The organism is Algoriphagus winogradskyi, from assembly GCF_900182815.1.
In the GTDB taxonomy this organism is placed as follows: Bacteria; Bacteroidota; Bacteroidia; order Cytophagales; family Cyclobacteriaceae; genus Algoriphagus; species Algoriphagus winogradskyi.
Map to the genome: position 1 here is coordinate 136141 of NZ_FXUA01000009.1, position 13876 is coordinate 150016.

General features: G+C 40.3%; 9 protein-coding genes and 1 tRNA gene. 2 read left to right on the top strand and 8 right to left on the bottom strand.

Annotation, left to right across the window (positions count from 1 at the left end; genetic code table 11):
- Positions 1 to 75: 75 nt before the first annotated feature.
- The gene (locus tag QOL76_RS19185; protein WP_283414579.1) at positions 76 to 1128 is read right to left on the bottom strand and encodes a M42 family metallopeptidase; all 1053 of its coding nucleotides are present in this window, start codon (positions 1126 to 1128) and stop codon (positions 76 to 78) included.
- 120 nt (positions 1129 to 1248) lie between these two features.
- Positions 1249 to 3132: an amidophosphoribosyltransferase gene (locus QOL76_RS19190; protein ID WP_283414580.1), complete on the bottom strand. Its 1884-nt coding sequence runs from the start codon at positions 3130 to 3132 to the stop codon at positions 1249 to 1251.
- A gap of 423 nt (positions 3133 to 3555) precedes the next feature.
- Here QOL76_RS19190 and QOL76_RS19195 point away from each other — a divergent pair, with 423 nt between their 5' ends.
- Positions 3556 to 4962 carry a sigma-54-dependent transcriptional regulator gene (locus QOL76_RS19195; protein ID WP_283414581.1) on the top strand — a complete coding sequence of 469 codons (1407 nt, stop codon included), beginning with the start codon at positions 3556 to 3558 and terminating at the stop codon, positions 4960 to 4962.
- Here QOL76_RS19195 and QOL76_RS19200 read toward each other — a convergent pair.
- Positions 4959 to 7487 (bottom strand): hybrid sensor histidine kinase/response regulator, encoded by a 2529-nt coding sequence (locus QOL76_RS19200; protein WP_283414582.1) that lies wholly within the window; start codon positions 7485 to 7487, stop codon positions 4959 to 4961. The two genes, QOL76_RS19195 and QOL76_RS19200, sit on opposite strands and share 4 nt — an antisense overlap.
- Positions 7488 to 7532: 45 nt before the next feature.
- Positions 7533 to 8075 carry a DsrE family protein gene (locus tag QOL76_RS19205; protein WP_283414583.1) on the bottom strand — a complete coding sequence of 181 codons (543 nt, stop codon included), beginning with the start codon at positions 8073 to 8075 and terminating at the stop codon, positions 7533 to 7535.
- A gap of 302 nt (positions 8076 to 8377) precedes the next feature.
- Between QOL76_RS19205 and QOL76_RS19210 the strand changes: the two genes are divergently transcribed.
- Positions 8378 to 10222 (top strand): hypothetical protein, encoded by a 1845-nt coding sequence (locus QOL76_RS19210; RefSeq protein ID WP_283414584.1) that lies wholly within the window; start codon positions 8378 to 8380, stop codon positions 10220 to 10222.
- Positions 10223 to 10286: 64 nt separating this feature from the next.
- Here QOL76_RS19210 and QOL76_RS19215 read toward each other — a convergent pair.
- The 4 genes from QOL76_RS19215 to lepA all read right to left on the bottom strand — a co-directional run bounded on the left by QOL76_RS19215 (position 10287) and on the right by lepA (position 13831).
- Positions 10287 to 10370 (bottom strand) — tRNA-Leu (locus QOL76_RS19215).
- Positions 10371 to 10520: 150 nt separating this feature from the next.
- Positions 10521 to 11405, bottom strand: coding sequence for a bifunctional 5,10-methylenetetrahydrofolate dehydrogenase/5,10-methenyltetrahydrofolate cyclohydrolase (locus tag QOL76_RS19220; RefSeq protein ID WP_283414585.1), 885 nt, complete (start codon positions 11403 to 11405; stop codon positions 10521 to 10523).
- A gap of 60 nt (positions 11406 to 11465) precedes the next feature.
- A complete protein-coding gene (locus QOL76_RS19225) occupies positions 11466 to 11828 on the bottom strand; it encodes a four helix bundle protein (protein WP_283414586.1) in 363 nt (120 codons plus the stop codon).
- Positions 11829 to 12037: 209 nt separating this feature from the next.
- Entirely contained in the window at positions 12038 to 13831 is a 1794-nt protein-coding gene (gene lepA / locus QOL76_RS19230; protein WP_283414587.1) for a translation elongation factor 4, read from the bottom strand.
- Between the last annotated feature and the right edge of the window lie 45 nt (positions 13832 to 13876).

Sequence of the window (13876 nt, forward strand, 5' to 3'; positions counted from 1 at the left end):
TAATTTTGAGTTTAATATTAATACTAACCCAATATCAGAAGTTTATACAATTGAATTATAATTAAAATAAGAAAATCAGTGCTTCCAGTCGTACTGATCTATCTCTTCTAAACAGGTTTTCAACAATGCTATTGAGTCTGCTATATCTTGCTTATGAGCCATCTCAATAACCTGATGAAGATGTCGAGTTGGGATAGAAATAGCTCCTGCTATTGCACCCTGCTTGCCCATACGCTGCACACCTGCTGTATCTGTTCCGCCGGCTACAAGAATCTCAGGCTGCCAAGAGATCTTTGCTTTGTCTGCTGTTTGCTTCATAAATTCTACCATGCGGTAATCACAGATGGTCATCGCATCCATTATCTTGATCGCCGTACCTTTACCTAATTCAGTTACTTTTTCGTGAGCCTGAGCTCCTGGCACATCAAAAGCAATCGTGGTGTCCAAAGCAATCCCAAAATCGGGATTAATACCATGCGCTGCTACATTGGCGCCACGTAATCCAACCTCTTCCTGCACGGTGAAGGTAGCATAGACATCATAAGCAGGGTTTTCAAGTTGCTTAAGAGTTTCAATAAGAATAAACACAGCAACGCGGTTATCTATAGATTTACAATTCACACAATCACCCATCTCGATCAATTCCCTATCTCGTGTTACTGGATCTCCTACTGTAATGTATTTTTCCACCTCTTCTTTAGACATTCCTAGATCTATGAAAAAATCTGTCGACTTTGGAAGTTTTGTTCTCTCCTCAGCTGACATTACATGGATAGGTTTACTTCCCATCACACCTACCAGATCTTTTTTGCCATGAACGATCACTCGCTGAGCAGTTAAAGTCTTCGGATCAAAACCTCCCAACGTATGGAATCTCAAAAAACCATTATCGTCAATATGTGTGACGATAAAGCCAATCTCATCCATGTGAGCAGCGATCATTACCCGCTTACCATCGGGATTTCTTTTACCTTTTTTGATGGCAATTACATTTCCTATGTTATCTACTTTGACTTCATCGGCTAAGGGAGTGACCAAATCAATAACTAAATCTCTTACTCTTTTCTCAAAACCAGGTGCTCCGGCTATTTCACAGATTTCCTTAAGGAGGGCTACGTTTATATCCATTTTATATTTTTTTCTGATTAGGTGAAATTAAGAATTTGAACTGTCTTGAAAGAAAAAAGGCACAAAGAATAACCTCTCTGTGCCTTAATAATTCTATTACTATATTCGAAATATTTTTGCTTAATATGCTCTCACAGTCTTGCCTTCCATGAAGTTTACAAAAGATCTGTTGACAACTCTCATCCCACCAGTGGTAGGATAATCACCTGTAAAATACCAGTCGCCTAGATGGTCCGGACAGCATTTATGAAGATTATCAACTGTCTGATAAATCACTTGCACTTCAGCTTTGATATCATCATTGGTAACAATCTCAGAGATTTTCTCTGAAATCTCATCATCCGTAAAAGAGCTATAAACGCCTTTGACGAAATTCTCGGTAGAATAAGGATGTGCTACACATGAATCATGAACCTGTTCAAGTGTATAGTCGATTTTCCGTTCCTTGATCAAGGCTAATGCCGCTCTAAAAGCAATAAATTCCTTCATTTTCGACATATCGATTCCATAGCAATCAGGGAATCTAATCTGTGGAGCAGAAGAAACTATAATGATTCGCTTTGGATTTAACTTATCCAACGTAGTCAAGATACTTTTCTCTAGTGTAGTTCCCCTTACGATACTGTCGTCAATTACCACTAGGGTATCCACACCTGGCTTGATTACCTCATAGGTGGTATCATAAACATTGGCGACTATGGAATCACGATCTTCGTCGTTGGTGATGAATGTACGCAATTTCACATCTTTGCTCACCAACTTTTCCACTCTTGGTCGAAAATTCAATAGTTCATCCAAATCCCCCATATGAGGTTTGCCGTCCACAAAGACTTCTCTTCGTTTGGCCGCCAAATAATCCTCCAAGCCTTCAATCATTCCTAGGAACGCAGTTTCAGCAGTATTTGGAATGTATGAAAAAACAGTGTTTTTAAGATCAAAATCAATCGCTTTCAAGATCTGAGGGATCAATGCCTTACCCAGATTTTTTCTTTCCTGATAGATATTTGGATCAGTTCCTCTAGAAAAATAAATACGCTCAAAAGAACAAGATTTCTTTTCTCTTGCAGGCATAATTTCTGATTCTGCAAAAGATCCATCTTTATTGATTACCAAGGCATGACCTGGCTGAATTTCTTTGATGGAATTGAAATTAATATTGAATGCAGATTTTATCGCAGGTTTTTCTGATGCGACTACAATTACCTCATCATCCGCATAATAATAGGCTGGACGAATGCCTGAAGGATCCCGCACTACGAAAGCTGAGCCATTCCCTACGATGCCAGCCATAGCATATCCCCCATCAAAGTCTCTACAAGATCTCCTAAGTATTCTAGCCATATCCAATTCGTCCTCAATCACCTGAGTGATCTGCTCATTGGAGAATTGGTGCTTATATTTATCAAAAATTCGTTGATTTTCCTCGTCAAGGAAGTGACCGATTTTCTCCATCACGGTGACAGTATCAGTCTTTTCTTTTGGGTGCTGCCCCAGCTGAACTAGCTTATCAAAAAGTTCTTCCACATTCGTCATGTTGAAGTTACCAGCCATTACCAGGTTACGGCTTCTCCAGTTGTTTTGCTTCAGGAAAGGATGACAAGTCTCGATGGAATTCTCTCCATGTGTCCCGTATCTCAAGTGACCCAGCCAAACTTCTCCAGTAAAAGCAATATTTTCTTTCAACCAGTTTCCGTCAGAAAGTGCATCGTGACCTCCGATTTTCTTGGCCTTCTTATATTTCCTGTTGATTTTGTCAAAGATGAAATTGACAGCTGAAGGCTCAATAGATCTATATCTACTGATATATCTAGTCCCAGGCTTTGTGTCTATTTTGACATTGGCGACTCCTGCACCATCCTGACCTCTATTTATTTGTTTTTGCATCAGGACATAGAGCCTATTAGAGGCAAAAGCTGCTGTCCCATATTTATCGATATAATATTGGGCAGGTTTTCGCAATCTAATCATTGCTATGCCGCATTCGTGTTTGATGGCGTCACTCATAGAGTATGGCAAATGTTATTTTGAAGAATCAAAGTTACTAGTTTTTAAAAGAATTTTCCCTCAAAAAAGTTCGCTTCAAAGATTAAATATTCTGTCAAATCCAGCTATTCAGAATAACCTGCGAAATAGCTGAGATAGCCTATGTTTTATTGGGTGTTTTTAGATTTATAAAGAACAATCTGAGGCATTTTTATACAAATACATTTTGACTTATATCAACAAATAGCTCAAAAGCGCATTTTCACTAATAGGCATACCCTCTGCATCTCCTATTTCCCTGGTGTATTTGGCAATACTTAAAAGAAAAGCTGAAGAAAAAAGGAAACAAAATAAAAGACTAGTTGCTTAATCTCTCAAGTAAAAAAGCATCGGGCACTTGTCTGGTGCTTTTTTTGTTAACTAGCTCTACAAAGAAAGATATTCATGAAGCGCATATTATTAGTAGAAGATGATCTGACTTATTCCAGAATAGTCAAGACCTTTTTAGAGAAAAATGGATTCATAATTCAGACTGCTATCAAAGTCAAGGAAGCACAGCAATTGTTTAGCAATTCTAAGTTCGATTTGATCATTGCCGATTTCAGGCTACCGGATGGCACTGGCATGGAGTTGCTCCAATGGTCTAAAAGCAATTATCCTCATACCCAAGTGATTCTAATCACTCACTACTCCGATATACGAATTGCAATTAAGGCAATGAAACTAGGAGCTTTCGAATACATCACCAAGCCGATCAACCCGGATGAGCTGTTGGCAACTGTAAAAGAATCTCTTTCAGCCAAAATCCAAGAGCATGATTCTACGGAGAACACTGCAGCTCCAACAAGTTTTTCACCAAAAAACAAGGTAAAAAGTAGCTATGTAATAGGGACTTCTGCTGAGGCCGAAAAACTTGAAAAGCATATACAACTCGTAGCACCGACTGATTTAAGCGTATTGGTTCTAGGAGAAACCGGTACAGGCAAGGAATTTATTTCAAGAAGAATTCATGATTTATCCACCAGAAAAGATGGAGCTTTTATTGCAATTGACTGTGGAGCTTTGCCCAAAGAACTAGCTGGCAGTGAACTTTTTGGACATGTAAAGGGTGCCTTTACGGGAGCTTTAGAGAACAAAACAGGACATTTTGAGATGGCGAATGGTGGCACCATCTTCTTGGATGAAATTGGAAATCTGAGCTATGATGTGCAAATACAACTACTGCGAGCGATTCAGGAGAGAACCATCCGAAAAATCGGAGGTAATAAGGAAATTCAAATCGATGTACGGATTATTGCTGCCACAAATGATAATCTGATTTTGCAGGCTGGGGATGGGCATTTCCGTGAGGATCTATATCATAGATTGAATGAATTTACCCTAAGCGCTATCCCACTAAGAAGCAAGAAAGAAGATTTGCAAGATTTCGCAGATCAATTCTTGGAAGAGAGTAATGCCCGTCTTGGCAAAAATGTCAAAGGGTTTTCTCCTGAAGTTTGGGAGATTTTCCTTGCCTATGACTGGCCAGGCAATTTGCGGGAGTTAAGAAACATAATCAAACGCGCGGTTCTTTTGACGTCAGGATCATATGTGGAGAAAGACTCTTTGCCTGCAGACATTTATGAGCCTTCTGTGAGTCTAGTTGGGTCAAACGGAAGCTACCCCTCCAACTCAAGCAAGACTGATAAGCTTTCGCCAAAAGATTATAAATCCCAGTGGATAGAGCAGGAAAAAGAATTGATTCAAAAAGTACTGATGGACACCAAATTTAATAAGTCCAAAACTGCCCGAATTCTAAATATGGATCGTAAGACCCTTTATAGTAAAATGGAAAAATACGGCTTGGATTAACTTTGTAAATCCGCAGTTTTTTCAATGGTCTCGGAAAGCGCTGACAGCAAGATGTTAATTTCTTCATCCAGCTGATTTAACGTTTCACCGAGGCCATTTTTATTCCCTATTTTCAAACTGTTCTCTACCTTCCTAGCCGTCTGACCTGCAGTACTTTTGACTTGACCTAAGCGACTTCCTAATTGATGACAAATCTCGAGAATCTGCTCATAATCATCCTCTAACCTCGCTTTTTTCAATTTACCGAGATCCTTCCTAGTCTCCGCTATCAGCTCACGTACAATATCTTGCAGAAGAAGTTCGTCGCCCATACAAAATCTCGCCAGATCTTTCAACTGAAACAACGTATTTTCCGATTCACTGATTTTAGGGCTTAAAGGAGAGTTTTTAACCACATTATTTGGGAAAAATTTACCTAAGCACTCGACCAATACCCGCTCTTGGAAAGGCTTGAAAATAATCTCCGTAAAACCACTTTCCATCATTTTTTCCCGCTCTTCCACAAACACATTCGCTGTCATAGCCAGGATCGGAATCTCTTTATACTTATCAATGGATCGTAAGTTAGCCACCACATCAAATCCTGAGAACTCAGGCATTTGTATATCCAAAATCGCCAAGTCAAAATCAACCTCAACAAACTCATCCCGGAAATTAGTACCCCCAGGATAGGCGATAATAGATCCCCCAAAGTAACTCAAAATAGTCTCCAAATACCTGATACCCACCTTGTCGTCATCGACCAAAAGTATCTTCAGCCCCGTAAGATCAATGGTTGCTATTTCATCGGGGTTAAACTCAACGCGCTGGGACTCTGTAGCTACCATAGGCAAAGTCACCAACATGCAGGTTCCTTCATGCTCTACACTTTTTGCGCTAATCTCTCCTCCCATCAAGTAAACCAAGCGCTGAACTATGGCCAAACCTAGACCTGTTCCTCCATATTTTCTAGAGATCGAGGTATCGGCCTGATCAAATTCCATAAAGACCTTTTCGAGCACTGCTGGAGACATCCCAATACCTGTGTCCTTTATTTCCACAGTCAGTTCATTTTTCACCCACCCCACATTTACACAAATCGAGCCTTCTGAAGTAAATTTAAATGCATTACTAAGCAGATTATTTAGGATTTGTTTCAAACGAAGCTGATCACCGATCAACCATTTGTCTTTTGGTAGATCCAAAGCCCATTCAAAATCGACTTTCTTTTCTCCAGCCTGCAATTCAAAGAAGCTTTGCAAGGAGGAAAAGAGAGCCTCCGGGTCGAAAGGCCTTGCCTCTAACTTCAACTTACCGGCTTCCAGTTTCGAAAAGTCAAGCACCTCATCGACGATTTCCATTAAAGTATCTGATGCAAACCCTATCATTCTTAAATGGGATTGCTGACTGGAGTCTAATTCTGATTTTTCTAAAACTGATCTATAGCCTTGAATTACGTGAAGAGGGTTTCGAATCTCATGACTCATGTTGGCTAAAAATTCCTGCTTAGACCTAGCTAACTGCTCCGACTTCTGTCTCGAAATTTCGAGATTTTCCTGATATTTCTTTGTAACCTGGATCTCCTTCAAAATCGAATAAACCATTACCGCAGCACCTATAACTGCTAATACCACGATCATGATCAAGAAATAAGTCATGTCATAAGTAAGCTGATAGGCGGAGTCATTTTGGCGATCCGATTTCTCAATCGCACGCTGTTGCAGGGTGCTTACGAGACTTTGGATAGTGTTGATAATTTTGCTTTGGCTGATGGAAATATCGGCTTCCATCTTGGCAAGTTTCTGCCGCTGTATAGACTCCTCCCGATTGACTCTGTTGATTACACCTTTGATGTTATATAGAACACTATCTAGAGTCTGCCCTTCTGGCAAATTGGAGTCTTTGAAATTTTGCTTTTGTAAATCACGAAGGAAGGCAATTGACTTGTCATCTTCATTAGTAATAATGGTCTTTTGCTGAACTTTACCTGTCTTTGCCTCTTGGCGAGAAGTCATTTCTTCCTCCAGCTCATTGAACAAGGAAGCTTTTGGATTGATCTTCTCTATGGGTTTTTGCTCCAGACTCGCTGCACGCCTTCTAATTCCCAATTCCACCTTGTTCAACGCTTCTTGGGTGAAATTCCGATTAGCCAAACTAGATTTAACCTCATACAAGTTGATATAACCCAAGATGAGGGTATCGAGATTGGTTCTTATACTCTGGATATAGCTGTTTTCTAAGGAGTCTTCAGCCAATAATGCTAATTCCTGAAGCTTAAGTTTAAGCGAAATCACACTTGAATCCTGAACTCTAAAGTCCTGATCAACAGTAGAGTGATCCATCTGGGTGATTTGAATAATCTCAGATTGAAGATTATTGAGCAGGTTTTGTTTCTGATTTGGCTCCGCAAGTTCCTTCATGGTTTCAAGGAGCCTATTCTGAGTGTAATAAGTCAACCCTGCCATTCCAATCAGGAAAATGGCGGCTATGAAAAAGCCGGTAACGACTTTCCCAGCAGTACTGGAACTAGGGGATTTCTTATTCATTAAAAACACATTACCCCAGGAACCAATAATTATTCCAATTGGGGATTAAAATTTTAAGATCGTGTAGCCTTTTGGAGCATAGGTAGTCACTGTGGTCATAGCTGACAAAGCTACTTCCACGCCCTCATAAAGATCTGATTTTTCTAGATTTCTAGCTCGAAGTGACTGCCCACACACCAGCACTTCTACTCCTGCTTCTTCCAATGCCTTGAAAACAGGAATATTCGGGTTATCAGAATTATATCGCTTTTGATATACTTCATTGTTCATAACGGTAGCAATCGCTCCACCATGTACTACCACTTTTACATGCATGCGATCCTTAGAAACACCCGCAAGGCCGTGAAGATTCATCATTCTGGCAATATTATCCACCCAGCGACTGATCTTAGCATTATCTTCAGCTGCTGAGGTCATGTCTATTAGGATGTAATAATCCAAACTCCCATCTGGCCTTTCAGAGGCCTCAGGAACTTCATAAATCCCCCCAAAATCTTTTACGAGAGGGAATTGAGCAGATTGGCCAAATGAAAATTGTGTTGTAAAAATCGTCGCACAAAATAATGCTGCTTTAACTAGTCGGTTCATAGAAATCAAATTTGGCTCAAAATGTAGGAAAAAAATATGGAGAGGAATGCCGATGGTGGAAAAAAGTCAGTTCCCCTCCACAAGAACCTCAATGATGGTATATCTACCCGAAAGCTCAGTTAAGCATAAACCCAACTAACTATCAACCAGTTATAGATTCAACCTTAGTATGATGATCAAATCACTTCTGATTATTATATTAGTACATGTGATCAAACCAATGTAAACTGACCTATGTGCAAAACTGTGAATAAGGTTTAGTGAAATTGGTACTCTTCTTACTTTTTTTAACAAAACTTCCTATGACTGTTCGAAAATTCACACTTGAAATCGAGGGATTATTTAAAGCCTCAGGAGAAATTGACATAGACGATTCTGTGGTAAACACCTCCCTCCTTTCGACTATCCCTGCACCCTCTACTCCAACTCCTGAGCATAAACAAGAACGAGAACCATACAAGCCAACACCTATTCCTGAGGATGCAATAAGTATTCATGAGTACGGAGTTGAGCCAATAGATTCCCAACTAGAGGGGTTAACGTTTCAAGGCTGCTGTTACCCTGGACATTCCACACCGATGGGTGATGGATACTGGATAGAGCAAAACAATGGGGTGAGAATAATAAAAATTAAAAATGGAGTTAAAACCAGCGAGTTGGCCAGAAGCTACATTGGAACTCCTGAATTTAATAATCTTGATCTCTCCAATGTAAACCTATATATACCCAAAGGGACTTACATCCACTTGCAGGGAGCAGGAATGAACGCACTTTGGTATCAGAAGACTAAAAGTATATCGGGTGAAGGGACGTTGATAGGAATTAAAAATGACAACAATCCATCTTTCAATAAAATATCCACTAAAGTACAAGGTATAACTCTAAAGAATATCATTGTAGAGTGTACTCCTGATAGACATGCTGACCAGATCTTACATGGTCTAACTATTAACCTAAACTCTTTAGAAAAAAGCAGGAATCCTATTACCGTTGACAGTTTAAAGGCAACAATCGAAGCTGATGGAGTGGTAATTGAAACAGAGGCTCAATTGAGGTCAGGTTTTTACATTGACCACGCAAAAAAAGTAAGTATAAAAAATTCCTCTATCGTCGCGAGTTATGCCGATAACGGTATTCGTGTAAGCCGCGTACTTCAAACCTGTGAGCTCATTGGAAATACATCCGGCAAAGGCTTCAATACAGCTTTACAAGCGTCCGCAAATAGGGAAGCTTTGTCCATAGGATTTAAATTTCATGGAAATACAGTAAATGAAGTATTGGAAGAAGGAGCAGGATTTGATTCCTATGCAAACTCGCTGAATCTATTGCCTGTTATTACCAAATTTTATATTTCCAAGGCATACAGAGGAGATCACGGAACAGTAATAGAAATTGATACTCTTTACTTCATTGAAGAATTAATAGCCGGTAAAAAATATGGGAATAAAACTGTGAATGCCGCTTTTGTAGGAGATGCTAAAAACTTCCTTTTCGTGATTGATGGCGAGTATAAAGATTTCAGAGTTATTTCTTCTGAACCATACAACAATGGTAATTCCCTTAAAATCGTTATTGAAAGTGACTATATCCCCTCCGTAGGTTCTGAAGCTTCGCTGGTAACTGGATTTTATAAATGTTCTATCTCCGAAAACACAGTAAATGGTGTAGTACCCAAGACCAATCAGCCTGGACATGCACTAAGTCTTTGGGGAGGTGGATTTCATAATATAATTGCAAGAAATGTGGTAAGAGGGGGCCGAAGTGGCTTAAATATGGCTAGTCTTGGAGCTTTTGGGGTAGAGAATCCAGATTACTTTTGCCATGCAATAGGCAACATAATCGAGGAAAACAAGATCTACGACACTATTAGTGCAATCCGCATTACTAGCGAGTACAGTAAAAGATTTGGATATGGCAACAAACTTTTGAAGAATGAGGTATCAGGGGGCGAAATTTATATCAATAACCAACGTGACTTTACTATGAGAGGAAATTACCTTTCAGGTAATACTGTGATGATCGAAAATGTATCAGGAATTCTGGAAGGCGGTGCCTTGACAGATACACTAATTGAAATCAAAAATTGTCCTGATTTGGTCTTAGGATCTATAGATCTGGTAGGCAAATCTGAAATAAGGAGAGTGTAGTGCTATAAAAAATGCTATAAAATAAATGAAAAAAGGCCTATATGATGAGTATAGGCCTTTTCTGTGCGCACGAGAGGATTCGAACCTCCACACTACTTAAAGCACCAGCCCCTCAAGCTGGCGTGTCTACCAGTTTCACCACGTGCGCGGTTAACAGACTGCAAAAGTATCAGACTTGCCTATTCTAAGCAAACCCGATGCTAACCTTTTGCATTTATTTTCTTAGGAATTACTTTAACGCCTCTGTTCGGGCCTGTCTTGCCGCTAGAAAGATTCCACTAACAGAAACGCATCATCATCACCCGTAAACCTTCTTCTCAGCTGACAAGAGTGTATTATAAAGCAACGATGCAATCGTCATAGGTCCTACTCCACCTGGTACTGGTGTGATCGCAGAAGCGATTTCAGAAACTTCCTCAAATTTCACATCTCCAACCAATCTGAAACCTGATTTCTTGCTTGCATCTTCAATCCTGTGAATCCCCACATCGATTACCACAGCGCCTGGCTTCACCATATCAGCAGTTACGAAATGAGGCTTTCCTAAAGCTACGATCAGAATATCAGCAGTTTTAGCGATCTCTGGAAGATTGGCAGTCCGGCTATGAGTCAACGTCACCGTAGCATTTCCCGGATAGCCATTTCTGGCCATCAGGATACTCATCGGACTTCCTACGATATGGGATCTACCGATCACCACGCAATGCTTGCCTGAAGTCTCGATATTGTATCTCTTCAGCAATTCTACGATGCCGTAAGGAGTCGCCGCAACGTAAGCAGGCCAGTTCAAAGCCATACGTCCAACGTTTGCTGGAGTAAATCCATCTACATCTTTCTCAGGCTTGATCTTATTGGTTACTTTCTCAACAGAGATATGCTTAGGCAGCGGAAGCTGTACGATCAATCCATCGATATCAGCATTCTCATTAATATCCTCCACCACTTTCAACAATTCCTCTTCGGAGACATTATCCTCCAGTCTTACCAAAGTTGATTCAAAACCACATTCTCCACAGGCCTTCACTTTTGCATTTACATAGGTTTGGCTCGCTCCATCACTTCCCACAAGAATAGCTGCTAGGTGAGGTGTTTTGCCTCCTTCAGCTTTTATTTCCGCCACTCGGGTAGCGATTTCGGATTTGATTTGCGTTGAGGTGAGTTTTCCGTCGATGAGAATTGCCATATTTTATTATTTACGGATTCAAACTTCGAAATTCAACATTCGAAGTTCGCCATTCATTATTCAATTATTATTTCTTTCAGCTGTTCCAACACTTTTTACAAATATTGAAATTAACTGGTTGCATTCATTCTGTATAACTTCAATTGCATTTTGATCAAGATGAAGTTTAGCTTTTTCAACAATCTTGATAGCAACTCCACTTTCTCTTAGTTCTTTCAAAACTACTTTCATTTTATGGATAAAGTCCTTTCGGGATTCTCCTGACTGTGCTTCTCCATAATTCAAAGCAGGCGATGTTCCACTTCTGAGAAGCTGATTAGCCATGTGATTTCCTGCTTTTGAGTTAACCATAGAATCGGTAAAAGATATAATAGCAGCAGCGAAATCTATTAATCGCGCCTCTAAATCATACTTTCTTTCCATTGTACCCAGGTATAGTGTTGAATTCTAATACTTCATTATTTGAAATTCATCATTCTAAATTCACAATTTAATCCATCAATGGTTGAAGTTCCGTTGAACCCCACTTCATTATTCGAACTTCATCATTCTTCATTTGAAATTAAATTAATAATGAATGTCGAATGATGAATAATGAATAACCAACTTTTGGACTCCGAAATAACCTCCGACTAGTCCAGCTTCAGCACCGCCATAAATGCTTCCTGAGGCACCTCGACGTTTCCGACTTGTCTCATTCGCTTCTTACCTTTTTTCTGTTTTTCAAGCAATTTACGCTTACGGGAAATATCACCTCCATAACATTTAGCCAACACGTTTTTTCGCATCGCCTTTACTGTTTCTCTAGCGATAATTTTCTGACCTATAGCCGCTTGGATAGCGATTTCAAACATTTGACGTGGAACCAGCTCCTTCAGTTTCTCACAAAGTCTTCTGCCCCAATCGTACGCTTTATCTCTGTGAACTACCGCTGACAAGGCATCAACTGGCTCGCCATTTAGCATCACATCCAATCTCACCATGTGCGAGATCTCGTATCCTTTCAACTCATAATCCAAAGAAGCATAGCCTCTGGATATGGTTTTCAATTTATCGAAGAAGTCAAAAACAATCTCCGCCAATGGCATATCGAAAGTCAACTCCACACGCTCAGCAGTAAGGTAAACTTGGTTTTTGATCTGACCACGTTTGTCCATACAAAGCGTAATCACCGCACCCACATATTCGGAAGCAGTGATTATAGAGGCTTTCACATAAGGCTCTTCAATATGCTTCATCCGAGTTGGATCAGGCATATCGGAAGGTGCATTGATAATCTGGTATGTATCGTTTGTCATGAGTGCTTTGAACTGTACCGAAGGCACAGTCGTGATCACAGTCATGTCAAATTCCCGCTCCAAACGCTCCTGGATAATCTCCATGTGGAGCATTCCCAAGAATCCGCAACGGAATCCAAAGCCCAAAGCCATGGATGTTTCAGGCTCCCAAACTAGCGAAGCATCGTTCAGCTGAAGCTTCTCCATGGAATAGCGTAGCTCTTCATAGTCCGTAGTCTCCACAGGATAAATACCTGCGAAAACCATAGGTTTTACGTTTTCAAAACCCTGAATAGCTTTATCACAAGGTCTTTTGATGTGCGTGATTGTATCACCCACTTTGATTTCTTTGGCAACTTTCACCCCAGAGATCAGGTAACCTACGTTACCGGCGCTCATGGTTTGTTGTGGAATTTGGTTTAATCCCAAAATCCCGATTTCATCTGCCTCGTATTCCTTTCCAGTGTTGACAAATTTGATCTTGTCTCCTTTGCTGAAGGTACCGTTGAAAATTCTGAAGATAACCTCCACACCTCGGAATGGATTGTAAACCGAGTCAAAAATCATCGCTTGAAGAGGTGCATCCGGATCTCCTTTAGGAGCGGGGATTCTAGTTACCACTGCTTTCAGGATATCGTCAATACCAATACCTGTTTTGCCGGAGGCCAAAATAATATCTTCTCTATCGCAACCGATCAAATCAATCACCTCATCGGCAACGGATTCTGGATCAGCTCCAGGAAGGTCAATTTTATTTAGTACAGGGATGATTTCCAGATCATGACCCAAGGCCAAGTATAAGTTGGAAATCGTCTGAGCTTCAATTCCTTGGGAAGCATCCACGATTAGCAAAGCACCTTCACAGGCAGCGATAGATCGGGAAACCTCGTATGAAAAATCCACGTGACCGGGGGTATCAATTAGGTTCAGCGTATAAACCTCACCTTCATGTGTATATTTCATTTGAATCGCATGAGACTTGATCGTGATGCCACGCTCCCGCTCAAGATCCATATTATCCAACAACTGATTTTGCATATCGCGATCTGCGACCGTATCAGTTTGCTGTAATAGTCTATCCGCCAAAGTACTCTTCCCATGATCAATATGGGCTATAATACAGAAATTCCTTATTTTTTGCATATCCATTCTGCCCGCAAAAGTAGTAAATAAGTAGGAGATAAGAGAATTTTC